The organism is uncultured Gemmiger sp., from assembly GCA_944388105.1.
Lineage (GTDB): Bacteria > Bacillota > Clostridia > Oscillospirales > Ruminococcaceae > Gemmiger.
This window is the reverse complement of sequence record CALXHN010000021.1, coordinates 1-22,652: the sequence shown is the minus strand read 5'-3', so window position 1 is coordinate 22,652 and position 22,652 is coordinate 1. Positions and strand designations below refer to the sequence as shown.

The 22,652-nt window shown below is 63.2% G+C and carries 18 protein-coding genes and 1 tRNA gene; 7 read left to right on the top strand and 12 right to left on the bottom strand.

The window, feature by feature from the left end:
* Positions 1–18: 18 nt before the first annotated feature.
* Positions 19–507, bottom strand: a complete 489-nt coding sequence (coaD, locus tag Q0K17_RS04200; protein WP_294540278.1) for a pantetheine-phosphate adenylyltransferase — start codon at positions 505–507, stop codon at positions 19–21.
* Positions 508–1,020: 513 nt separating this feature from the next.
* On the opposite strand from coaD, the gene ptb reads away from it, so the two are divergent.
* The 3 genes from ptb to Q0K17_RS04185 all read left to right on the top strand — a co-directional run bounded on the left by ptb (position 1,021) and on the right by Q0K17_RS04185 (position 3,209).
* Positions 1,021–1,935: a phosphate butyryltransferase gene (gene ptb, locus Q0K17_RS04195; RefSeq protein WP_294540276.1), complete on the top strand. Its 915-nt coding sequence runs from the start codon at positions 1,021–1,023 to the stop codon at positions 1,933–1,935.
* 60 nt (positions 1,936–1,995) lie between these two features.
* Positions 1,996–3,063: a butyrate kinase gene (gene buk / locus Q0K17_RS04190; RefSeq protein ID WP_294540274.1), complete on the top strand. Its 1,068-nt coding sequence runs from the start codon at positions 1,996–1,998 to the stop codon at positions 3,061–3,063.
* A 70-nt stretch (positions 3,064–3,133) separates the two neighbouring features.
* Positions 3,134–3,209: transfer RNA gene (locus tag Q0K17_RS04185), tRNA-Pro, on the top strand.
* 74 nt (positions 3,210–3,283) lie between these two features.
* Here the strand turns inward: Q0K17_RS04185 and Q0K17_RS04180 are convergent.
* Positions 3,284–3,460 carry a hypothetical protein gene (locus Q0K17_RS04180; RefSeq protein ID WP_294540272.1) on the bottom strand — a complete coding sequence of 59 codons (177 nt, stop codon included), beginning with the start codon at positions 3,458–3,460 and terminating at the stop codon, positions 3,284–3,286.
* Here Q0K17_RS04180 and Q0K17_RS04175 point away from each other — a divergent pair.
* Both Q0K17_RS04175 and Q0K17_RS04170 read left to right on the top strand, forming a co-directional pair.
* On the top strand, positions 3,444–5,924 hold the full coding sequence (locus Q0K17_RS04175) for an MMPL family transporter (RefSeq protein ID WP_294540270.1): 2,481 nt from the start codon (positions 3,444–3,446) through the stop codon (positions 5,922–5,924). The genes Q0K17_RS04180 and Q0K17_RS04175 overlap by 17 nt on opposite strands.
* The gene (locus tag Q0K17_RS04170; RefSeq protein ID WP_294540269.1) at positions 5,924–8,935 is read left to right on the top strand and encodes a GLUG motif-containing protein; all 3,012 of its coding nucleotides are present in this window, start codon (positions 5,924–5,926) and stop codon (positions 8,933–8,935) included. Before Q0K17_RS04175 ends, Q0K17_RS04170 begins: the two co-directional genes overlap by 1 nt.
* Positions 8,936–8,974: 39 nt before the next feature.
* On the opposite strand, the gene cobA is transcribed toward Q0K17_RS04170, so the two are convergent.
* From cobA to Q0K17_RS04145, 5 genes are all read right to left on the bottom strand, one after another.
* On the bottom strand, positions 8,975–10,285 hold the full coding sequence (gene cobA, locus Q0K17_RS04165) for a uroporphyrinogen-III C-methyltransferase (RefSeq protein ID WP_294540267.1): 1,311 nt from the start codon (positions 10,283–10,285) through the stop codon (positions 8,975–8,977).
* Complete coding sequence (locus Q0K17_RS04160; RefSeq protein ID WP_294540265.1) at positions 10,286–11,062, bottom strand: ABC transporter ATP-binding protein; 777 nt, start codon at positions 11,060–11,062, stop codon at positions 10,286–10,288.
* A complete protein-coding gene (locus tag Q0K17_RS04155; protein WP_294540263.1) occupies positions 11,055–12,077 on the bottom strand; it encodes an iron ABC transporter permease in 1,023 nt (340 codons plus the stop codon). The genes Q0K17_RS04160 and Q0K17_RS04155 overlap by 8 nt, the downstream gene beginning before the upstream one ends.
* The gene (locus Q0K17_RS04150) at positions 12,040–13,026 is read right to left on the bottom strand and encodes an ABC transporter substrate-binding protein (RefSeq protein ID WP_294540260.1); all 987 of its coding nucleotides are present in this window, start codon (positions 13,024–13,026) and stop codon (positions 12,040–12,042) included. Before Q0K17_RS04150 ends, Q0K17_RS04155 begins: the two co-directional genes overlap by 38 nt.
* A 212-nt stretch (positions 13,027–13,238) precedes the next feature.
* Positions 13,239–15,812: an FAD-dependent oxidoreductase gene (locus Q0K17_RS04145; protein WP_294540258.1), complete on the bottom strand. Its 2,574-nt coding sequence runs from the start codon at positions 15,810–15,812 to the stop codon at positions 13,239–13,241.
* A 338-nt stretch (positions 15,813–16,150) separates the two neighbouring features.
* Here Q0K17_RS04145 and Q0K17_RS04140 point away from each other — a divergent pair, with 338 nt between their 5' ends.
* Complete coding sequence (locus Q0K17_RS04140) at positions 16,151–16,300, top strand: hypothetical protein (RefSeq protein ID WP_294540256.1); 150 nt, start codon at positions 16,151–16,153, stop codon at positions 16,298–16,300.
* Between the two features lie 84 nt (positions 16,301–16,384).
* On the opposite strand, the gene Q0K17_RS04135 is transcribed toward Q0K17_RS04140, so the two are convergent.
* Genes Q0K17_RS04135 through Q0K17_RS04125 form a run of 3 tightly spaced genes read right to left on the bottom strand, consistent with a single transcriptional unit; the run spans position 16,385 to position 19,221 of the window.
* The gene (locus tag Q0K17_RS04135; RefSeq protein WP_294540254.1) at positions 16,385–17,686 is read right to left on the bottom strand and encodes a TRAP transporter large permease; all 1,302 of its coding nucleotides are present in this window, start codon (positions 17,684–17,686) and stop codon (positions 16,385–16,387) included.
* Positions 17,687–17,689: 3 nt separating this feature from the next.
* Positions 17,690–18,178 (bottom strand): TRAP transporter small permease, encoded by a 489-nt coding sequence (locus tag Q0K17_RS04130; RefSeq protein WP_294540252.1) that lies wholly within the window; start codon positions 18,176–18,178, stop codon positions 17,690–17,692.
* Positions 18,175–19,221: a TRAP transporter substrate-binding protein gene (locus tag Q0K17_RS04125; RefSeq protein ID WP_294540250.1), complete on the bottom strand. Its 1,047-nt coding sequence runs from the start codon at positions 19,219–19,221 to the stop codon at positions 18,175–18,177. Before Q0K17_RS04125 ends, Q0K17_RS04130 begins: the two co-directional genes overlap by 4 nt.
* A gap of 389 nt (positions 19,222–19,610) precedes the next feature.
* Between Q0K17_RS04125 and Q0K17_RS04120 the strand changes: the two genes are divergently transcribed.
* Positions 19,611–20,420 (top strand): MBL fold metallo-hydrolase, encoded by an 810-nt coding sequence (locus tag Q0K17_RS04120; RefSeq protein ID WP_294540248.1) that lies wholly within the window; start codon positions 19,611–19,613, stop codon positions 20,418–20,420.
* A gap of 90 nt (positions 20,421–20,510) precedes the next feature.
* On the opposite strand, the gene thiC is transcribed toward Q0K17_RS04120, so the two are convergent.
* Both thiC and thiD read right to left on the bottom strand, forming a co-directional pair.
* Positions 20,511–21,821, bottom strand: a complete 1,311-nt coding sequence (gene thiC, locus Q0K17_RS04115) for a phosphomethylpyrimidine synthase ThiC (RefSeq protein ID WP_294540246.1) — start codon at positions 21,819–21,821, stop codon at positions 20,511–20,513.
* 22 nt (positions 21,822–21,843) lie between these two features.
* The gene (thiD, locus tag Q0K17_RS04110) at positions 21,844–22,650 is read right to left on the bottom strand and encodes a bifunctional hydroxymethylpyrimidine kinase/phosphomethylpyrimidine kinase (RefSeq protein ID WP_294540244.1); all 807 of its coding nucleotides are present in this window, start codon (positions 22,648–22,650) and stop codon (positions 21,844–21,846) included.
* Positions 22,651–22,652: the final 2 nt, after the last annotated feature.

Genomic DNA, 22,652 nt, shown 5'->3' with positions numbered 1-22,652 from the left:
GACGTTGGAAAAATGGAACTACACGTCGCCGCAGCGCTGTTTGGCCTGCAGGGCGGCTTCCACATTGGGGGTGACGAACTGGGACACATCCTGCCGGTAGTGGGCAGCCTCCTTCACGATGGTGCTGGACAGGTAGCTCCACTTGATGGAGGTGGCCAGAAACACCGTTTCGATCCCGGGCTGCAGGGCGTGGTTGGTGTGGGCCAGCTGCATCTCGTTTTCAAAGTCGGTGACGGCGCGCAGGCCCCGCACCATGACGGTGGCTCCCTGGGCCTTGGCAAAGTTGACGGTCAGGCCGTCAAAGCTGGCGATCTCCACATTGGGGATGTCCTTGCAGCATTCCCGGAGCATTTCCACCCGCTGTTCCACCGTGAAAAGCGGCGTCTTGGCGCTGTTGTTCAGCACCGCCACGATGAGCTTGTCAAACATGCGGGACGCGCGCTTGATGATGTCCAGATGACCGCGGGTGACCGGGTCGAAGCTGCCGGGATACATGGCTGTTGTCATTGATTCGGGCCTTCTTCTCCTGTTGGTTTGCCGCCGCCACTGTTAAAATTCTAACAGCTTGGGGCGCAAATATAGCACCCGTCCCGTTACGGTCTGTCATACGGTGCATGATCGGCGTTTTCAAGGGGCGCCGGGCCGGGTCGCGGTGGCTGGGTGCATACAGTCAGGCGGGCTTTTCTGGTCTCCGCGCTGATACCTTTATTTTTGCATGTTGTTAAGGTTTTGTCAATACCCGAACTTGTTCAAATTCAACTTCTTTTTCCGGTTCTTTTTGTCTTTTTGCCCAAATTCGCCTTTTTCCCTACCTATAAAATAGCAAGGCGGTACAATCCCCCTTTGTAAAATGTTTCACTTTTCCCTTTGCAGTGACTTTCTTCACAATCCGGCGACAAATTCCTGCAGGGGGCTTGACCGTCCGGCCGGCAGGTGTTATTCTTTTAACAGATACTGCCTGTGCCGCGGTATTCCCGCCGCGGCCACTCAGCTTTGTGATGACAAAACGAGGTGTTTTTTATGGTCAAGAGTTTTGACGAACTGATCTCCAAGGTCAAGGAATGCGGCAAGAAGACCATTGCGGTGGCCGCCGCCGAGGACGACGCCGTTCTGGAAGCCGTTGCCGAAGCCCACAAGCAGGGCATCGCCGACGCCATCCTGGTGGGTGACGAGGCCAAGATCCGCGCCATCGCCGCCGAGATGAACATCGACCTGTCCGACTACCGCATCATCAACGAGCCGGACAAGACCGCCGCCTCCCTGAAGGCCGTGAAGCTGGCCCACGACGGTGAAGCCGACATGTACATGAAGGGCCTGCTGGACACCAAGACCTTCCTGAAGAGCATCCTGGACAAGGAAGTGGGCCTGCGCACCGGCAAGACCCTGAGCCATGTGGCCGTGTTCCAGATCGAGGGCGTGGAGCAGCTGCTGTTCCTGTCCGACGTGGCTTTCATCACCTACCCCACCCTGGAGGACAAGGTCCATATCATCGAGAACACGGTGGAAGTGGCCCATGCCTGCGGCGTGGAATGCCCCAAGGTGGCGCCCCTGGCCGCCGTTGAGGTTGTCAACCCCAAGATGCCCTGCACCGTGGACGCCGACGAACTGCGCAAGATGTGCGAAGAAGGCAAGATCACCGGCTGCGTGGTGGATGGCCCCCTGTCCATGGACATTGCCATTGACCCCGAAGCCGCTGCCCACAAGGGCGCCCAGGACCGCCCCGCCGCCGGCAAGGCCGACGTGCTGCTGTTCCCCGACATCCAGGCCGGCAACCTGGTCTACAAGACCCTGGTGCACACCGCCAAGTGCGAGAACGGCTGCATCCTGACCGGCACCAAGGTGCCCGCCATCCTGACCAGCCGCTCCGACTCCTTCCAGACCAAGGTCAACTCCATCGCCCTGGCCGCTGTGGTGGCCGCTGCCCTGAATAAGTGAGCGCTGATTCCGCGAGAACGGTAAGAGAAGAATAACATTTGAAGAAGGAAGCGAGCTACCATGTCTATCAAGAGCCTTATCATCAACCCCGGTTCCACCTCCACCAAGATCGGCGTTTTTGAGGACGAGACCCTGCTGTTCGACAAGACCCTGCGCCATCCCACCGAGGAGATCGCCAAGTATGCCTCCATCATCGACCAGAAGGATTTCCGCAAGCAGATCATCCTGGACGCCCTGAAGGAAGATAACTGCGACATCCATTCCTTTGATGTCATCGTGGGCCGCGGCGGCCTGCTCAAGCCCATTCCGGGCGGCACCTACCCCGTCAGCGACGCCCTGCTGGCCGACCTGATCGCCGGTGTGCAGGGGCAGCATGCCTCCAACCTGGGCGGCATCCTGGCCCGGGAGATCGGCGACGCCATCGGCAAGCCCTCCTACATTGTGGACCCCGTGGTGGTGGATGAGCTGTCCGACCAGGCCCGTCTGTCCGGCATGCCCGAACTGCCCCGCCGCAGCATCTTCCACGCCCTGAACCAGAAGGCCGTGGCCCGCCGGTATGCCAAGGAGCACGGCACCACCTATGATGCCCTGAACCTCATCGTCATCCACATGGGCGGCGGCGTGTCCGTGGGCGCCCACTGCAAGGGCAAGGTCATCGACGTGAACAACATCCTGGACGGCGAGGGCTGCTTCAGCCCCGAGCGCGCCGGCACCGTGCCCGCCGGTGATCTGGTGAAGATGTGCTTCTCCGGCAAGTACACCCAGAAGGAGATCTACAAGAAGATCTGCGGCAACGGCGGCTTCAACGGCTATCTGCACACCAACGATGCCCGTGTGGTGGACAAGATGGCCCACGAGGGCGACAAGTTCGCCAAGCTGGTGCAGGATGCCTTCTACTATCAGATTGCCAAGGACGCCGGCGCCATGGCCACCGTGCTGGAAGGCAAGGTGGATGCCATCATCCTGACCGGCGGCATCGCCTACAGCGACTACACCCGGGAGATCCTGCAGCAGAAGATCGGCTGGATCGCCCCCATCACCGTCTATCCCGGTGAGGACGAACTGCTGGCTCTGGCCCAGGGTGCCCTGCGCGTCATGACTGGCGAAGAACAGCCCCAGACCTATTGATTCAGATGGACGGAACCCCGGCCCCGCGCTTGACGGGCGCCGCCTCAGCGGTTATAATGAGTAATACCGCCGAGGTGTTGCGCAGCTGGTAGCGCGCCTGGTTTGGGACCAGGAGGCCGCAGGTTCGAGTCCTGTCACCTCGACCAAAAGCAGGCAGAAACGAAAGTTTCTGCCTGCTTTTTTTGTTTGTGTGCCGGCGGGATCGGTCCGTCTGCCTTGCTCATTTTCTTTCTTTCTTTTGACAGATGTTCAAAATTGTATATGGTTTTTGCAGGGTTCCCGTATTAAGATAGAATGACAGCCTTGGAAAAGGCTGCTTTTTTACCTTGCAACGGGAGGATTTTTCTGCCATGGAAGAAAAGAAGCCGAAAACCGGCGGGATGGAAAAGATTGCCACCTTTATTGTGGACAAGCGCAATCTTTTCTTCCTGCTGTACGCCCTGGCGCTGATCTTCAGCGTTGTGGCGTCGGGCTGGGTGAAGGTGGAGAACGACATCACCACCTACCTGCCCGCCGGCACCGAGACCCGCCAGGGTCTGACCGTAATGAACGACAATTTCACCACCTTCGGCACGGCCCGGGTGATGGTCTCCAACGTGACCTACGACACGGCCCGGGACCTGGCCGGGACCCTGGAAGGGGTGGACGGGGTGTACAGCGTGGAGTTCGACGACACCGCCGACCACTACAAACAGGCTTCGGCCCTGTACACCGTGACCTTTGACGGGACAGCCACCGATGAGATCAGCCTGCAGGCCCTGGACGGCATCGACCAGGCGCTAGCCGGGTATGACGTCTATGTGGATACCGAGGTGGGGCAGGACATGTCCGCCGACCTGGCCAACGAGATGGGGGTCATTCTGGTCATTGCCGCGGTGATCATCGTGATGGTGCTCACCCTGACCTCCCGCTCCTACGCTGAAGTGCCGGTGCTGATCCTGACTTTCGGGGCCGCCGCTTTGCTGAACATGGGCACCAACTTCTTGTGCGGCACCATCTCCTTCATCTCCAACTCGGTGACGGTGATCCTGCAGCTGGCCCTGGCCATCGACTACGCCATCATCCTGTGCCACCGCTTTTCCGATGAGCACGAGACCAAGGACACCCGGGAGGCCTGCATTGCCGCCCTGTCCAAGGCCATTCCGGAGATCAGTTCCTCCTCACTGACCACCATCTCCGGTCTGGCGGCCCTGGCCTTCATGCACTTCGGCATCGGGCGGGACATGGCCACCGTGCTCATCAAGGCCATCCTGTTCAGCCTGCTGTCGGTGTTCACCCTCATGCCCGGGCTGCTCATGGTCTTCAGCCGCAAGATCGATGCCACCCGCCACCGCAAGCTCATTCCCCAGATCACCTTCCTGGGCAAGTTTGACGTGGCCACCCGGTTCATCATCCCGCCCATTTTTGTGGTGGTGGTGGTCATTGCCGCCGTGCTGGCCAACCAGTGCCCCTACTGCTACAGCTTCACCGACCTGGTGACCCCCAAGCAGAGCGTGAGCCAGATCGCCCACCAGAAGATCAAGAACACCTTCGGCAACAACAACATGGTGGCGGTGATCGTGCCCAAGGGCAACTACGAGGCCGAGCGGCAGATCCTGGACCAGCTGGAAGCCTGCCCGGAGGTGGATTCCGCCCAGGGGCTGGCCAACACCGAGGCCCTGGACGGCTACATGCTGGCCGACGCCGTGACCCCGCGGCAGCTTTCGGAGATTGCGGGCATCGACTACGAGGCAGCGGAAGCCCTGTACGCGGTGTACGCCGTGGACCAGAACCAGTACGGCAGCGTGCTCAGCGGCATCGGGGATTACAAGGTGCCCCTGTTCGACATGTTCATGTTCCTGCAGCGGGAGATGAAGGACGGCAACATCACCCTGGAGGGGGAGATGCAGGACACCCTGGACGAGCTGTTCGACCAGCTGAACTGGGCCCAGGTCCAGCTGCAGAGCGACAGATACAGCCGGATGGTGGTCTACCTGAACCTGCCGGAAGAAAGTGCCGAGACCATGGACTTCCTGACCACCATGCACAACATCATCGGGCAGTATTACAGCGGAGACTACTATGTGGTAGGCAACTCCACCAACGTGAAGGACCTGTCCAGCTCCTTCGTGCAGGACAACGTGCTCATCAGCGTGCTGTCGGCCCTGTTCGTGGTGCTGATCCTGCTGTTCACCTTCCAGTCGGTGGGTCTGTCCATCCTGCTGATCCTGGTCATCCAGGGCAGTATCTGGATCAACTTTTCGGTGCCCACCCTGCAGAATGAACCCCTGTATTTCCTGGGCTACCTCATCGTCAACGCCATCCAGATGGGCGCCAACATCGACTACGCCATCGTCATTTCCAGCCATTACACCGACCTGAAGAAGGAAATGCCCATCCAGAAAGCCATGATCACGGCGCTGAACCAGGCCTTCCCCACCATCTTCACCTCCGGCACCATCCTGGCGGTGGCTGGCGCCCTGATCGGCGTCATGACCACCAACCCGGTCATTGCGGCCATCGGCACCTGCCTGGGCCGGGGCACGGTGGTCTCCATCCTGCTGGTGCTGGCGGTGCTGCCCCAGATCCTGCTCATCGGCGATGTGATCGTGGAGCGCACCAGCTTTGCCATGAAAGCCCCCATCGATCTGACCCGCATCAACCGCACCGCCAGCGGCAGCATGCGCGTAAGCGGCCGGGTGCGCGGGTATGTGAACGGTGTCATCGACGCCGAGATCAAAGGTACCCTGAACGGCACCCTGCATGCGGCGGTGACCTCCGGCACCACCATCGAACCCACCCAGCCCGACTACTGCCTGCCGCAGGAGGTTTCCGACGCGGAGGTCTGGGCCCAGAACTACACCGAAGGGGAGGAAGTATGATGACCAAGACAGTGAAACGGGGCCTTTGTGCCCTGCTGAGCGCGGCCCTGCTGGTCTGCTGTCTGCCGTTGGGCGCCCTGGCCGAGGAAGAGGCAGGCGTGATCCATCTGAACGACGCCGAAGACCTGGTCCAACTGGCGGAGAACTGCCGTCTGGACAGCTGGAGCCAGGACAAAATCATCTACCTGGATGAAGACATCGACCTGAGCGGGACCGGCTTCGGGGGCATTCCCAGCTTCGGCGGCCGGTGGGAAGGCCAGGGCCACACGATCAGCGGCCTGAACCTGACCGCCGACGGCAGCGTGCAGGGACTGTTCCGGTACATTCAGACCTCGGGGTCTGTGTACAACACCACCGCTTCCGGCACCGTACAGCCCGGGGGCACCCGGGCCCAGGTGGGCGGATTTGCGGGGCAGAACGCCGGCACCATCGAAAACTGCCGCTTTGACGGCACCGTCACCGGCACCAGCCAGGTGGGCGGCATGGCCGGGGTGAACACCGCCGACGGGGTCATTTCCGGCTGCACGGTCACCGGCAGCGTCTACGGCGACCACTTCATCGGCGGCATTGTGGGCAGCAACGACGGTGTGGTGACCGGGTGCAGCAACCTGTCTGCGGTCAACACCACCGTGAGCCAGAACGAGGTGGAACTGGAAGACCTGACGGCGGAGGACCTGCTCAAGACCGAGCGCGCCGCCGACATCACCGACATCGGCGGCGTGGCGGGCAGCTCTGCCGGGGTCATCCGGGCCTGCGTCAACCGGGGCGATGTGGGGTATGACCACATCGGCTACAACGTGGGCGGCATTGCGGGCAGCCAGACCGGCTACATCGAGGGCTGCGTCAACTACGGCACCATCCACGCCCGCAAGGAGGGCGGCGGCATCGTGGGCCAGATGGAGCCTTCCAGCATGCTGCAGTACAGTGCCGACACCCTGCAGCAGCTGCAGGGCGAGCTGAGCACCCTGCAAGGGCTGATGAACAAGGCCAACCAGGATGCGGCAGCCTCCTCCAGCGAACTGACCGGACGGCTGACCAACCTGCAAAACCAGGTGGACTCCGCCCGCACGGCGGTGGATTCCCTGCTGGACAAACTGGCCAACAGCATCAGCATCGGCACCCAGGAAGTCACTCTCACCGACCTGACCAAGCTCACCGGCAGCAGCGACACCAACGCCGACACCGACCTGGGCATCGGCGATTCCTCCCCCACCCCCACCGTGGCGCCTGAGGTCACGCCGGTACCTTCCCAGGAACCGTCTTCCCCGCCGGAATCGGAAGCCACCCCGACGCCCCAGCCCGCAGAAACACCGGTGCCCGCAGAGACACCGGTGCCGGAGGTCCCCGAAGAACCGGCAGAAGAACCGGCGGACCGCAGCGAAGTCACCCACGGGGCCCCCAGTCTGGATATCGACAACGAATTGCAGCACGAAGGGTCCCTGACATTGGACGGGCAGCTGACCCTGACCGTGCCCAGCGTGGAGGTGACCGGCCGGGACGAGATCACCGCCGCCCGCAACAGTCTGAACGGCAGCCTGACCTCCATCATGGACGGGGTGGGCAGCCTGACCACCAACACCGGGGACCACACACAAGCCCTGATCCAGGACATCCAGGCCATCACCGACCAGCTGAATGTCATCGGCAACACTCTGCTGGGTGCCGCCGAACCCCAGGACAATTCCGACCTGTTTGAGGATGTGTCGGACAGTGACACCGAGAGCGATACCGAGGGCAAGGTTTTCAACTGCCGCAACGAGGGCAGCGTGAACGCCGACCTGAATGCCGGCGGCATTGCCGGGGCCATGGCCCGGGAGAATGACCTGGACCCGGAGGACGACACCAAGATCAGCGGAAACAGTTCTCTGAACGTGACCTACAAGACCCGGGTGGTCCTGCGGGACTGCGAAAACACCGGCACCGTGCAGGTGAAGAAGGAGGCTGCCGGCGGCATTGTGGGCAGCATGGACATGGGCACGGTGATGGGCTGCCGCAACTACGCCGACCTGAGCGAGGAAGATGTGAACTATGTGGGCGGCATTGCGGGGCGCAGCCGCAGCGCCATCCGGGACTGCGCCGCCAAATGCCGTCTGGACGGAGCCGCCCATGTGGGCGGCATTGCGGGCAGCGGTACCACCATCACCGGCTGTCGGGCCCTGGTGCTGGCCGAAGGCACCGAACAGGTGGGCGCCGTGGCCGGTGGCCTGGAATCCGGAACCCTGACCGACCTGCTGCAAAGTGAAGACGCGGAACAGAGCGGCAACTATTTTGTCAGCGACACCCTGGGCGGCATTGACGGGGTGAGCTATGCCGGACAGGCCGAACCCCTGTCTTTTGCGGAGTTTGCCGCCCTGACCGAGCAGGAAGGGCTTCCCGAAGCGTTCCGGACCATTGTGCTGACCTTCCGGGCGGACGGCGCCGTGGTGGGCAGCGTGACAGTGGACTACGGCGGCAGCTTTGACGCCGGTGCGGCCCCGGCCATTCCGGCCAAGGACGGCTGCACCGCCTCCTGGCCCGCCTTCGTCACCGAGAACATCCGCTTTGACCAGGTCATTGACGCGGTATACACGCCCCTTTCCACTGTGGTGTCCGGCACCGAGCAGCGGGCGGACGGCCGCCCCATCCTGCTGGCGGAGGGCAGCTTCGGCACTGGGGACCTGACCATGACAGCCAGCGACGAAGCCCCCCTGGTGCCCGGACAGCACACCGAGAGCTGGCAGTTCACCCTGCCCGAAACGGCCGGTTCCTCCTGGCAGTTGCACTACCTGCCCCAGCAGAAAAACACCGCCGTTTACCTGAAAAACGCGGACGGCAGCTGGCGGCGGGCCGACACCACCGCCGACGGCAGCTACCTGGTGTTCACCGTCCAGCCGGGGGAGGATACCCTGGCCGCGGTGGTGCAGCCCCGGATCCCCCTGCCCCTGGCCATCGGCGGCATCGGTGCCGCGGTGGTCCTGCTGGCAGCGGCGGCGCTGCTCCGGCGGCGGCGCAAAGCCCACACAAAGGCATGAAAAAACGGGAGAGCGAAAATTCGCTCTCCCGTTTTTCTTTTATTGGAAATCGGCGTACAGGTCCAGGGCGGCGGTGGGGCCCACCACAATGACGGCGGGGGCCTGGACCCCGGCCTGTCGGGCAGCCGCTGCAATGCCGGACAAGGGGGCCCGCACGGCAGCCCGGTGGGCGGCGTTGCCGCCGCTGATGACGGCGGCGGGGGTATCCCCTGCCATGCCCTCTGCCTGCAGGTCGGCGGCGATCTTCTCCAGCCGCTGCAGGCCCATGAGAAAGACCAGGGTGCCTTCCAGCGCCGCATACCGGCGGTAGTCGGGGGTTTCCTCGGCCCGGGTGTGGGCGGTGATGATGTGCACCTCCCGGCTCAGGGCGCGGTGGGTGACCGGGATGCCCGCCTCCCCGGGAATGGCGATGGCCGAGGAGATTCCGGGCACCACCTCAAAGTCGATGCCTGCCTGACGCAAAGCCAGGGCTTCCTCCCCGCCCCGGCCGAAAACGAAGGGATCCCCGCCTTTCAGGCGCACCACCCGGTGTCCGGCCCGGGCCAGCTCGATGAGTTTGGCATTGATCTCTCCCTGAGGGGCCGCATGGTGGCCGCTGCGCTTGCCCATGTAAAAGGTCTGGGCGTCGGCAGGCAGCTCATCCAGCAGGCTGTCGTCGATGAGGTCATCGTACACCAGGGCGGTGCACTGCCGCAGCAGCCACAGCCCCCGCACGGTGATCAGGTCCGCCTTGCCGCAGCCCGCCCCTACCAGGGCCACATGGCCTGTCTGGGCGGCAGGTTCGGCAGGCACCGCCAGCTCCCGCTCAAAAGCGTCGCGGAAACGTTCAGCCCGGGCGTGCTCGTCAGGGACCCGGGCCTTGAGGGTCGGGCGCAGGGCTTCCAGCCTGTCCAGAGCCGCCGCGAAGTGGGGCGGCAGAAGGGCTTCGATGCGCTCCTTCAGCCACACCGCCGCCGTGGGGCTGGCCCCGCCGGTGCAGATGCCCACCGACAGCCGCCCCCGCTGCACCAGGGCCGGGAAGACAAAGCCGCAGGCGGCCAGGTCATCCACCACGTTCACCGGGATGCGCTGTGCCCTGCACAGGGCGGAAATTCTGTGGTTGAGGGAAGCGTCATTGGTGGCGGCAATGACCAGGGCGGGCGGGCCCTGCAGGTCGCTTTCTGCAAAAGCACGGCGGCAGAGGGTCAGGCCGGGAAGCGCCGCCAGTTCGGGGGCGATGGCCGGGGACACCACCGTGATGTGCGGCCCGTAAGGCAGCAGCTTTTCCGCCTTGCGCAGGGCCACCGTGCCGCCCCCCACCAGGAGGACCGGGGCATTTTGCAGATTCACAAACATGGGGAACAGGGGCATTTATCCTTCCTCCTTATGCGGCAGCTCGCAGTAATACCGCCAGCCGTCGGCGGTCTGGGTGCGGCCCTGCCGGATGTTGAATACCGGTTCCAGCACGCCGCTTTCGTAGATTTCTTCGGGGGTGCCGCTCTGCACCAGCAGCCCGTCCTGCAGGACGGCCAACCGGTGGGCGCCGCCCATGGCCAGGGGCAGGTCATGGAGCACCAGCACCACCGCCCGTCCCCCGGCCGCCAGACGGCGGGCCATCTGCATGACTCCCAGCTGGTGGGCGATGTCCAAGAAGGTGGTAGGCTCATCCATGAGCACGGTGGGGGTCTGCTGGGCGATGGCCATGGCCAGATAGACCTTCTGCCGCTGGCCGCCGCTGAGCTCGTTCATGGGGCGGTCGGCCAGATCGGCGGCGTCGGCCTCTTCCAGCGCCTGCCGCACAATGACCTTGTCCTCCGGCCGGTAATGCCGGGGATAGGAAAGGTGCGGGAACCGCCCGTGGAGCACCATCCGCTGGGCGGTGATGTTGGGGATGGTCCGGTTCTGGGACAGAAAGGCGGCCTGTCGGGCCACCTGCCGGGGGGAAAGTTGGGTGAGGGGCACACCGTCGTACAGTACCTGCCCACCGGTGCAGGGCAGCAGCCCCAAGGCGGTGCGCAGCAGGGTACTTTTGCCACTGCCGTTGGGCCCGATGAGGGCCAGCACCTCCCCGGGGCGGAAAGCCAGGTCCACCCCCCGCAGCACCGGGCGGTTATGATACCCGGCCTGCACCTGCTGCAGTTCAATCATGGGTGCGGCCTCCTCTCTGGCGGACCAGCAGCCACAGGAAAAAGGGCCCGCCCAGAATGCTCAGAATGGTGCCCACCGGCAGCTCAAAGGGAGCCGCCACCGTGCGGGCCACCAGGTCACACAAGGTCATGAGGGCCGCGCCGCCCAAAGCGGAGCAGAGGAGGAGAGGGCGGCTCTCCTCCCCCACAATGGAGCGCACCCCATGGGGCACCAGCAGGCCCACAAAGCCCACCAGCCCGCAGAAGCTCACCGCCGACCCGGCCAGGGCCGCGGCCAGGGTGAGGAAGAGCAGCCGGGTGGGCCGCACCGAAAGGCCCAGGCTCTGGGCGGTCTCGGGGCCCAGGGCCAGCACATCCAGCAGGCCGGACAGGGAGAAGGCCAGCACCAGGCTGATGCCGATGAGCACCGCCGCCGGGGCCAGCTTGGCCATGGTGACCCCGGTCAGGCCGCCCATGCGGAAGTCGGTGTAGCCGATGAGGGCGTCCGGGTAGAGGGTGGTCACCGCGTCGATGAGAGCGCTGAAGATGCTGGAAATGGCCACGCCCGCCAGCACCAGGGTGATGCGGGAGGCGCCGGTGCTCTCGGCAAATAAAAGCACCAGCAGCACCCCGGCCATGGCCCCTGCAAAGGCAGCCAGGGGGCGCACGGCAGCCATGGGGGCAATGGCACAGCTGATGGTGACCGCCAGCCCCGCCCCGGCGTTGACCCCGATGATGTGGGGCGCTGCCAGGGGGTTGGCCAGCACCGTTTGGATGAGCACACCGGCCACGGCCAGGGCGGCCCCGGCCAGCAGGCTGCCGCAGGTGCGGGGCAGGCGGGAATACAGCACCACCCGGGCGGAGACCTCCGACGGGTCATTGGTGAACAGGGCCTGCAGGACCTGGGCGGAGGTGACTTCCACCGCCCCCATACACAGGCTGAGCACCGCCAGGGCCAGGGTCAGCACCACCAGCGCCACTGCCACCGCCGCCGGGTGCTCACGCAGCCGGGTACAGGATATCCGCCAGCTGTTCATAGGCTTGCCCCCAACGTGCGTTCGGTTTCAGGTTGTACAAGGTCTGGTCCATCACATAGCAGCGGCCCTCCTGCACGGCCCGCAGGCTGTTCCAGGCCGGGTTGCTGCGCAGGGTCTCGTCGGCCACCGCCTCGCCCACGGAGGGGTCGGCGGTCTGGTAGACCAGGAAGATGTAATCCGGGTCCTCCTGCAGGATGACTTCCATGCTCAGGTCCTCCAGCAGGGAGTTTTCCCGGTCGGCAATGTTGACGCAGTCCAGAGCGGCCAGCATCTCGCCCAGAACGTTGTCCTGACTGTTCTTGACCTTGCAGCCGGAGCTGGATACCCGGATGTAGAGAACCGAAGGCTGGCTGCCGTCCGCCCGGGCGATGGCCTCATCCACCTGGGCCTGCACGTCTGCGCCGTTGGTCTGGTAGGCGGCGGTGTCCCCGGTGATCTGGGTGCAGCGGTCCAGCATGCTCAGGTAGCTTTCAAAGGTGCTGACCTCAAAGTAGGCAGCGGGAATGCCCATCTCCTCGAAAGTGGGCATGAAATCCAGGTCCAGCTGGGTGTTGCAGCTGGCCACGATGAAGTCCGGCTCGGTGGCAATGAGGGTTTCCAGGCTGATCTCCTTGCTGGCACCCAGGTCGGTCACGTTGTCCAGGGGCAGGTAATCGAAGTAGGTCCAGGCATCGTGGGCAGTGGCCACCAGGCTGTCCGACCCGCCCGCCAGACACCACACATCCGCAAAGCTGCCGATGAGCACCGCCACCCGCTGGGGATGGTCCACGGTGACGCTGCGGCCCAGGTCGTCTACGATGGTCACGGGGCCGTCGGAGGATTCCGGGGTGGCGGTGGTCACCGCAGCGGTCTCGGCGGTGACGGCCTCTTCGGCGGTGGTGGCGGAGGGTGCCGCCGAACAGCCGGCCAGCAGGCCCAGGGCCAGAAGGGTTGCAAGCAGTTTTTTCATGTGTTGTTCCTTTCCCGATTGTCAAAGATAGATTTTCCCCTCTTGACCGAAAAAAGCCGGGCCGCCCGGCGTTGAGGGTACACCACGCCCCTGCTGCTTTGTGTTTCAGACAAGCAGAGGATCGTTTTAATGCCCTTTTCCGTCTTGCGGTCCGGCAGATCCGTATTTGCTTTTTTCGGGTAATCGGTTATATGATGCGGTCTTGTCTGCGCTTAGCAGGTGGCGCCGCCCACCACGGTCTTCTTCAGGGCTGCTTCCTTGTCCATGGGCTCGGTGAGCAGCTTGTTCTGCACATAGTCGAAGCCCAGGCGGTCGATGGTATCGGCGAAGCGCTCCCCGGTGATGCCTTCATTGCGGAAGAAGAGGATGGCGCGTTCCACCACGTCCAGCACTTCCTCCTCGGAGGTGAAGATCTTGTCCAGGGGATGGCCATGGGCCACCTTCTTGCCCCAGCGGCCGCCGATGTAGATCTTGTAGCCGTCCATGAACTCCTCGGTCACGCCGAAGGGGCACTTGCCCTTGCAGCGGCCGCAGTGGTTGCAGGCATCGGGATCGATGTGCAGCACGCCGTTTTCCAGCTTGGCCACATGGATGGGGCAGTTCTTCTCCACCTGGCAGATCTTGCAGTTGCGGCACTTGGCGGGGTCGATCATGGGAACCCGCTGGCCCACAATGCCCAGGTCATTCAGATCGGGCTTGACGCAGTTGTTGGGGCAGCCGCCCACAGCGATCTTGAACTTGTGGGGCAGGGTGACGTTGTGGTAGCCGATGTAGAAGCGCTCATGCAGCTTCTCACTCAGGCCGAAGGAATCCAGCAGGCCGTACTGGCAGGTGGTGCCCTTGCAGGAAACCACCGGGCGCACCAGAGAACCGGTGCCGCCGGTGCGCAGGCCCGCCTGCTGCAGGTATTCCATCAGGTCTTCCAGGTTGGCGTAAGGCACGGCCTGGATCTCCAGGGTCAGCCGGGTGGTCATGGTGACCTCGCCGGAGCCGAACTTTTCGGCGGCTTCGGTGATGGCCCGCTGTTCCGCCGCGGTGATCTTGCCGTTGCGGGTGATAACGCGGACGTTGAACACATCCGGGTACCGCTTGTCCTGCAGGCAGCCCAGGCCCTTGACCCGCTTGATCTCCTCGGGGGTCAGGGTGCCCTTGGTGACCGGGACCTTCACCTTGTTGAAATAGGCGCCGCCTTCCAGCACCCGGGTGTTGGTGTAGCCGAAGGACTTCAGGCGGTTCTGCAGGAAGTAGCCACGCTTGCCTTTGGCGCAGACCAGCAGCAGCTTGGCGTCCTTGTCCAGGCCCTCGATGGGTCCGGTGACCTGGGACAGGTTGGCCCAGCGGGCGCCGGGGATCTTGGCTTCGGGCTGCACGTCGATGACCTGATAGTCCGCGGCGGCGCCGGCGGCGTACTCGGCGGGGGTGAAGGTCTCAAAGGCGCCGGAAAGCTTGTTCTCCAGAATGTAGCAGGCCTGCACAAAGGGATGGATGGCGGTGGAGAAGGGCGGCGCGTAGGCAAAGTCCAGGGTGTTGAAGCTTTCCAGGGTGGCGCCCAGGGAGATGCCGGTGACGGCGATGTCCACCATCTTGTCCACAGCGCCCGCACCCAGCACCTGGATGCCCAGCAGCTTGTGGGTGGCCTTGTCGGCAATGAGCTTGGTGACGAAGCTGTCGGCACCCGGATAATAATGGGCCTTGTCGTCGGTGACGCAGATCACGGTGACGGGGTCAAAGCCCGCGTCCTTGGCCTGGGCTTCGGTCAGGCCGGTGCGGCCGGCGTTCAGGGTTTCCAGCAGGCGGACCACGCCGGTGCCCAGGCAGCCGCCGTACAGGCTTTCATGGCCGGCCAGGTTCCGGGCCAGACAGCGGCCGGTGATGTTGGCGGTGGAGCCCATGGCGGACCACTGGGGCGCACCGGTCAGGGCGTTGTGGACCATGGCGCAGTCACCCACGGCGTAGACGTCGGGCAGGTTGGTCTGCTGTTTGTCGTCCACCTTGATGGTGCCCTTGAACATGTCCAGGCCGGAGTGGGCCAGGAAGGCGGTGGCCGGACGGATGCCGATGGCCAGCACCACCATGTCGGCGGGGATGGGACCGGCGTCGGTGGTGATGCCGGTGGCCTTGTCGGTGCCGGTGATGCCCTGCAGGGCGGTGCCGGTCATGATGCGCATGCCCGCTTCCTGCAGCTTGCGCTTGACGTAGCCGGCCATTTCGGGGTCAAAGATGTTGGGCATGAGCTGGTTGGCCATGTCCACCACCGTGACCGAAACACCCTTGGCCATGAGGTTTTCGGCCACTTCCAGGCCGATGAAGCCGCCGCCCACCACCACAGCGCGGCGGCAGGCGTTCTTGTCCACATAATCCCGGGCGGCGATGGCATCGTCGGGGGTGCGCATCTTGAAGACACCGGGCAGATCGGTTCCGGGCACACCGGGCACGAAGGGCTCGGCGCCCACGGCCAGGATCAGCTTGTCGTAGTTTTCGGTGTGGTCAGCGCCGGTATCCACAGCGCGCAGGGTCACGGTCTTGGCAGCAGCGTCCAGGGCGACGGCCTCCTGGCCGGTGTGGACCTGCACCCGGGTGAGTCCGGCGTACTTCTGGGGGGTGTTGACGATCAGGTCCTCCCGGGTGGGAATGTCGCCGCCCAGGTAGTAGGGCAGGCCGCAGCCCGCGTAGGAGATGTCCTGCCCCTTGGTGTAGATGACAACCTCGGCATCCGGCTGTTCCCGCTTGAGCTTGGCAGCCGCCTTGGTGCCGGCGGCCACGCCGCCGATGACAACAACTTTCATACAAACCTCCTGCCGGGGGTGGCGCAACGCCCCCACTGTTTCCGAATCGGAGTTTCTGCCGGACAGTTTCCCGGCGTTTTACATCGTATTTATCATACCGCAAACTGGAAAAAAACACAAATAAATTCCGGTTATACACAGATAAATCTGCATTATAAATCTGCATTATAAAAAAGATTTTTTCTTTTTTTGCTCCGGTGATACATTCCCGATACATGACCCCGGTATGCTGGATAGCATCAAAAACATCCGGGCGCCCCGCCGGCGCGGAAAGGACGGGATTTTCAATGATGGAAAGCAGAACTTTCAGGCGGCATCTGGCCAGTCTTTTATTTCTTGTGTGTTCGGTGCTTCTGCTGGTGGCCCTGCTGGGCACACGGCCGGTGCGCCGGGTCCGGATTCTGGACCCCACCCGGACCGCCGCAGCCGCCGGCTGGTATGAGGAGACCCAGGCCGGAAGCGGGCAGTGGGTCTACCACAGCGCATAAGGCATAAAAAGAAAAAAGGAGAGGGCGCACCGTGCAGGTGCGCCCTCTCCCCTGTTGTACCGGGAAAGGAACTCCGGCTGCTGCTTACAGCAGTCCGGCCATCTGGGGCAGGCCCAGGCTGATGAAGGGTACATAGGTCACCAGCAGCAGGCCCACCAGAATGGCCACATAGTAGGCCAGCATGTAGGGCATGACCTTGGACAGGCTGGTGCGCCCGACCTTGATGGCCACGAACAGGGTGTTGCCCACGGGCGGGGTGATGTTGCCGATGCACAGGTTGTACACCAGGATCAGACCGAACTGCACCGGGTCCATGCCGAAGGTCTTGACGATGGGCAGGAACAGCGGGGTGAAGATGAGGATGGCGGGGGTGACATCCATGAAGGTACCGGCCACCAGCAGGATCACGTTCATGATGAGCAGGATCAGGATGGGGTTGGTGGTCACGCCCAGCAGGGCTTCGGAGATGGCCTGGGGGATCTGGGTAAAGGCCATGACCCAGCCCAGAATGTTGGACACGCCGATGAGGAAGACGACCATGCCGCTCATCTTGGCGCTTTCCACCACGATGTTCCAGAAGGATTTGAGGGTGATGTTGCGGTAGCAGATGCCCAGGATCAGAGCGTACACCACGGCGATGGCGGAGCCTTCGGTGGCGGTGAAGATACCGCCCACGATACCGCCGATGACCACCACGATCAGGGACAGGCTGGGCAGGGCGGCCAGGGTGGCGTGGCCCAGGTTTTTCCAGTCAAACTTGCCGGGGGTGCCTTTGTAGCCCTTCTTTTTGGCGATGATGATTGCCACCACCATGCAGGCAATGGCCCAGATGATGCCGGGTACATAGCCGGCCAGGAACAAGGCTGCCACCGAAGTGCCGCCCGCGGCCAGGGAGTAGGTGATCAGGGCGTTGGAGGGCGGGATCAGCAGGCCGGAGGGGGCGGAGGCGCCGTTGGTGGCAGCGCACAGGGCCTTGTCGTAGCCCTGCTCCTCCTCCCCTTCCTCCACCATGCTGCCCACGGCAGCGGCGGCGGCGGAAGCGGAGCCGGAGATGGCGCCGAACAGAGCGTTGGCGCCCACGTTGGTGACCAGCAGGGCCCCGGGCAGCTTGCCCAGCAGGGCCATGACGAAGTCCACCAATCGTTTGGCGATGCCGCCCTGGTTCATCAGGTTACCGGCCAGGATAAAGAACGGAATGGCCGTGAGGCTGAATTTGCTCATGCCCACGAAGATACGCTGGGCACCGGTGACCACCGAGATGTCCAGGGGAACGGTCTGCAGAATGGCGATCAGCGAGGAGATGCCGATGGCGTAGGAGATGGGCACGCCCACAACCAGCAGCACCGCCAGCGCAACGACGATGATGATCAGAGATTGAATGGCCATGTCTTACGCCTCCTTTGTTTCTTGGGTTTCGCCCTTACAGATATCCACGATATTCAGGACGGTGTAAATCATGTTGAGTACGCCGCACAGGGGCATGACCACATAGAACACGCCCACGGCCACACCCAGGGAGGAGGTCATCTGGCCCATGGCCAGCTGAGAGATCTCGATGCCGCCGTAGACCAGGATGATGCCCGAGAAGGCAAAGGCGATGAGTTCGCCGAAGATGTTCAGGGCTTTCTGCACCGGCGGGCTCATGCGGTCCACCAGGATGGGGATGTTCATGTGGCCCCGCTCCCCGGTGATCAGGGAAGCGCCCAGCAGGCTGGCCCAGGCAAACAGGTAGGAGACCAGTTCCTCCGACCAGGAGGAGGGGTTTGCCAGTACGTACCGGGTAAAGACCTGCCAGCAGGTCAGCAGGACCATGGCGATAAAGCTGACACCGGCCAGCACGTTCAGCGCTTTGGTCAGTACATTTCTCAAGGCTTTCATCCGTTTTCACCTCCCTCGGTATCGGTGGGATACTGCTCGTTGTAGGCCTGAATGGCATCATAGATGGGTTTCAGGTCAGGGTACTTTTCCAGCATTTCCTGGTGCATGGGTTCGCAGGCTTCCTGGAAGGGCTTGGTGTCCGGATACAGGAACTGCACGCCCTGCTCATTCTGGGCGCGGTCCTTGGCCGCCTCCACGGCGGTGCCCCACTCTTCCCGCTGGACCTGGTTGACCAGCTCGAAGCCTTCGTCAAAGATGGCCCGTTCTTCCTCGCTCAGGCCGTCCAGGAAGTCCACGTTGCCGATGAGGATGTCGGGGATCATCTGGTGCATGTCGTAGGAATAGTACTTGCACACATCGCCGTGGCCGTTGTCGGTCAGGGCCAATTCGTTATTCTCGGCGCCGTCAATGATCTTGGACTGCAGGGCGGTGTACACATCGCCGAAGCCCATGGGGGTGGCGGACCCGCCCAGCAGGTTCATCATCTCCACGTTGGTGGGAGACTGCTGCACCCGGATCTTCAGGCCCTTCAGGTCGGCAGGGCTCTCGATGGGGGTGTTGACGGTGTAGAAGTTGCGGGTGCCCGCATCCAGCCAGGTCACGGCCTCAAAGCCCGCCTGCTTGGTGGACTCAAAGATGGGGCCGGTGATGCTCTCGTCATCCATGGCGGCGTGGTAGGCCGTGCTGGACGCAAAGAGATACGGCAGGTTGAACAGGGTGTAGTTATCGCTGAAAGTTTCCAGCAGGGAGTTGGAGGCCACGCAGAAGTTGATGGCACCGGTCTGGGTCAGCTGGACCATCTCGTTCTGGGAGCCCAGCAGCTCACTGGGGAAGACTTCCACATCGTATTTGTCCCCCAGTTTGCTCTCGATGAACTCCTCAAATTTCACCAGCGCAATGTGGGTGGGGTGGTTGGTGGACTGGTTGTGGCCGATGCGGATGATCATCTTGCCGTCCGAACCGGAACCACCGCACCCGGCCAGCAAGCCCGCCGCCATCACCGTGGCCAGCAGCAGGGATGCCGCACGAAATTTCTTTTTCATTAGCTCTGCCCTTCTTTCCATAACAGGTTTTGAACAAAGGACCCTGTGCCGCAGATACCCTTGCTTTCCGGTCATGCACCTCCTTTTATACCGGAATCTGCCTGTATCCCGATGCAGCAAACGGCGGCGGTCCCCCGGACGGTACCGCCGCCGTTTTTGTACAAGATCCGAACCCCGGCCCTGTAAGACCGGCGCACTTCATACTTAGACCTTACCATAGATTTTCTTTGTAGTCCAGACGAAAACCAGCTAAAAATGCGACTTATTTTTTGGAAGTTCACCCAAGATTTACCCCCGACCCTGTCCAATGGGAAGGTTTTTCCTTGTCCGGGCGGGGTTTGTGCGGTATACTGAAAACACAGTAAAAATACCGGGCGGGAGGGTCCTGTATGCGCATCGTCACTCTGATCGAAAACACCCCGGGCGCCGAAGGCTGCGCCCACGAACACGGCCTGAGCCTGTATGTGCAGACGCCCCGGCACCGTCTGGTGCTGGATACCGGGGCCACCGGCGCCTTTGCGGACAACGCCGCCGCGGTGGGCATCGACCTGAGGGCCGTGGACACGGTGGTGCTCAGCCACGGGCACTACGACCATGCCGGCGGGCTGCTGCGCATGGCCGAGCTGGCCCCGGAAGCCCCCATCTGGATGCAGCGGGGTGCCGGACGGGACTTTTACCACGGGGAGAAGTACATCGGCATCAACAAGGCCATTCTCGCCCTGCCCCAGGTCCGTTTTGCGGACGGGGATCTGCGGCTGGATGAGGAGCTGGTTCTGTTCAGCGGCATCACCGGGCGGCGGTACTGGCCCCAGAGCAACCTGGCCCTGCGGGTGCTGGAAAACGGCATTCCCGTGCAGGACGACTTTGCCCACGAGCAATGCCTGATGGTGGAGGCCGAGGGCAAGCGGGTGCTGCTTTCCGGCTGTGCCCACAACGGGATTCTCAACATTCTGGACCGGTACGCCGAGCTCTTCGGCGGGGACCCGGATGTGGTCATCAGCGGCTTCCACATGAAAAAGGGCACCGACTACACCCCCGAGGAGTGGCAGGTCATTGAGGACACCGCCCACGCCCTGCTGGATCACAAATGCCTGTTCTACACCGGGCACTGCACCGGCCGCCCCGCCCAGGAACGGATGCAGCAGATCATGGGCGACCGGCTGCGGGCGCTGCACAGCGGCGAAGAACTGGTGCTGTAACCTTTTTTGCCATGCAAAAGGCCCCGTCTTCCGGCAGATGGCCGGAGGGCGGGGTCTTTTCTGTTGGGGATATTCAGCAGCGGGAAGACATCACAGGATGTCGATGTGTTCACCGTTGAGAGCCTTGTTCATGCTGCGCACGGCGCAGAACTTGCCGCACATGGAGCAGGTATCCTCGTGCTCGGGGGAACGGTCGGCCCGGATGGCCTTGGCGGTCTCGGGGTCCAGGGCACAGGCCCACTGGGCTTCCCAGTCCAGGGCGCGGCGGGCGTCGCCCATCTTGTCATCCATCTCCCGGGCGCCGCGCACCCCCTTGGCGATGTCGGCGGCGTGGGCGGCGATCTTGCTGGCAATGATGCCCTGCTTCACGTCCTCCACATTGGGCAGGGCCAGATGCTCGGCGGGGGTGACATAGCACAGGAAAGCCGCGCCGTTCATGGCCGCAATGGCCCCGCCGATGGCGGCGGTGATGTGGTCGTAGCCGGGGGCGATGTCGGTGACCAGGGGTCCCAGCACATAGAAGGGCGCGCCCATGCAGATGGACTGCTGCACCTTCATGTTGGCGGCGATCTGGTCCATGGGCACATGGCCGGGACCTTCCACCATGACCTGCACGTCCTTTTCCCAGGCGCGCTTGGTCAGCTCGCCCAGCCGGACCAGCTCCTCGATCTGGCAGACGTCGGTGGCGTCGGCCAGACAGCCGGGACGGCAGGCGTCGCCCAGGGAGATGGTCACATCATATTCCCGGCAGATGTCCAGGATCTCGTCGTAATACTCATAGAAGGGGTTTTCCTGGCCGGTCATGCACATCCAGGCAAAGACCAGGGACCCGCCCCGGGAGACGATGTTCATCTTGCGCTTGTGCTTGCGGATCTGGTCGATGGTCTTGCGGGTGATGCCGCAGTGCAGGGTGACGAAGTCCACCCCATCCTGGGCGTGCAGCCGCACCACGTCGATGAAGTCCTGGGCGCTCAGAGTGTCCAGGTCCCGCTGGTAGTGGATGACGCTGTCATACACCGGCACGGTGCCGATCATGGCCGGACATTCGTGGGTGAGCTTCTGGCGGAAAGGCTGGGTGTTGCCGTGGCTGGACAGGTCCATGATGGCCTCCCCGCCCAGGTTGACCGCCTCCATCACCTTCTGCATCTCCACGTTGTAGTCCTTGCAGTCCCGGGAGACACCCAGGTTCACGTTGATCTTGGTGCGCAGCATGGAGCCCACGCCCTCGGGGTCCAGACAGGTGTGGTTCTTGTTGGCCGGAATGACCACCTTGCCCGATGCCACCAGCGGCATCAGTTCCTCCACCGTCATCCGTTCCTTCTTGGCAACGATCTCCATCTGGGGGGTCACGATGCCCTTGCGCGCCGCCTCCATCTGGGTGGCATAGTTCCGTTCGCTCATGATTTGACACTCCTTTTTGTATTCAGTCCGATTCCTCGGCAAAGGTCCCCTGCAGGGTCCAGGCATGGTTCATGGGCCCGCTCCCCTGCCCCAGGTCCAGCATGGCAGCCAGGGCGCCGGAAATGTACGCCTTGGCCCGACGCACCGATTCCGGCAGAGAGAACCCTTTGGCCAGGTTGGCCGCAATGGCGCTGGACAGGGTGCAGCCGGTGCCGTGGGTGTTGGGGTTCTGGATGCGTGCCCCCTCAAACCACTGCAGGGTCCCGCCGGCATACAGCAGGTCGTTGGCATCCTGTACGCTGTGCCCGCCCTTGAGCAGGACGGCGCAGCCGTAGGCGTCCCCGATGGCCTTGGCCGCCGTTTCCATCTCCTCCCGGCTGTGGATGGTGCGCCCGCTCAGCAGTTCCGCTTCCGGAATGTTGGGGGTGACCACCAGGGCCAGAGGCAGCAGTTCTTTGGTCAGGGTATCCACCGCCTCGGGCCGGATGAGCCGGGACCCGCTGGTGGCCACCATGACCGGGTCCACCACGATGTTCTGCGCATGATAGAACCGCAGCCGTTCGGCAATGGTGCGGATGAGTTCGGGGGAGGAGACCATCCCGATCTTCACCGCATCGGGGCGGATGTCGGTAAACACCGCGTCCAGCTGCTGGGCGAGGAATGTGGGGGTGGCTTCCTGGATGGCCTGTACGCCGGTGGTGTTCTGGGCGGTCAGGGCGGTGATGGCGGTCATAGCAAAAACGCCATTCATGGTCATCGTCTTGAGATCGGCCTGAATACCGGCGCCTCCGCTGGAATCGCTTCCGGCGATGGATAATGCTGTTCTCATGG

Excerpts from the sequence above, each read along its gene's own strand:
- Q0K17_RS04170 (WP_294540269.1), top strand. The coding sequence starts at position 5,924 with ATGACCAAGACAGTGAAACGGGGCCTTTGTGCCCTGCTGAGCGCGGCC.
- thiC (WP_294540246.1), bottom strand. The coding sequence starts at position 21,821 with ATGAGCGAACGGAACTATGCCACCCAGATGGAGGCGGCGCGCAAGGGC.
- Q0K17_RS04135 (WP_294540254.1), bottom strand. The coding sequence starts at position 17,686 with ATGGCCATTCAATCTCTGATCATCATCGTCGTTGCGCTGGCGGTGCTG.
- ptb (WP_294540276.1), top strand. The coding sequence starts at position 1,021 with ATGGTCAAGAGTTTTGACGAACTGATCTCCAAGGTCAAGGAATGCGGC.
- Q0K17_RS04160 (WP_294540265.1), bottom strand. The coding sequence starts at position 11,062 with ATGATTGAACTGCAGCAGGTGCAGGCCGGGTATCATAACCGCCCGGTG.
- cobA (WP_294540267.1), bottom strand. The coding sequence starts at position 10,285 with ATGCCCCTGTTCCCCATGTTTGTGAATCTGCAAAATGCCCCGGTCCTC.
- Q0K17_RS04175 (WP_294540270.1), top strand. The coding sequence starts at position 3,444 with ATGGAAAAGATTGCCACCTTTATTGTGGACAAGCGCAATCTTTTCTTC.
- Q0K17_RS04145 (WP_294540258.1), bottom strand. The coding sequence starts at position 15,812 with ATGAAAGTTGTTGTCATCGGCGGCGTGGCCGCCGGCACCAAGGCGGCT.
- coaD (WP_294540278.1), bottom strand. The coding sequence starts at position 507 with ATGACAACAGCCATGTATCCCGGCAGCTTCGACCCGGTCACCCGCGGT.
- Q0K17_RS04155 (WP_294540263.1), bottom strand. The coding sequence starts at position 12,077 with ATGAACAGCTGGCGGATATCCTGTACCCGGCTGCGTGAGCACCCGGCG.
- Q0K17_RS04150 (WP_294540260.1), bottom strand. The coding sequence starts at position 13,026 with ATGAAAAAACTGCTTGCAACCCTTCTGGCCCTGGGCCTGCTGGCCGGC.
- buk (WP_294540274.1), top strand. The coding sequence starts at position 1,996 with ATGTCTATCAAGAGCCTTATCATCAACCCCGGTTCCACCTCCACCAAG.
- Q0K17_RS04120 (WP_294540248.1), top strand. The coding sequence starts at position 19,611 with ATGCGCATCGTCACTCTGATCGAAAACACCCCGGGCGCCGAAGGCTGC.
- thiD (WP_294540244.1), bottom strand. The coding sequence starts at position 22,650 with ATGAGAACAGCATTATCCATCGCCGGAAGCGATTCCAGCGGAGGCGCC.
- Q0K17_RS04125 (WP_294540250.1), bottom strand. The coding sequence starts at position 19,221 with ATGAAAAAGAAATTTCGTGCGGCATCCCTGCTGCTGGCCACGGTGATG.
- Q0K17_RS04130 (WP_294540252.1), bottom strand. The coding sequence starts at position 18,178 with ATGAAAGCCTTGAGAAATGTACTGACCAAAGCGCTGAACGTGCTGGCC.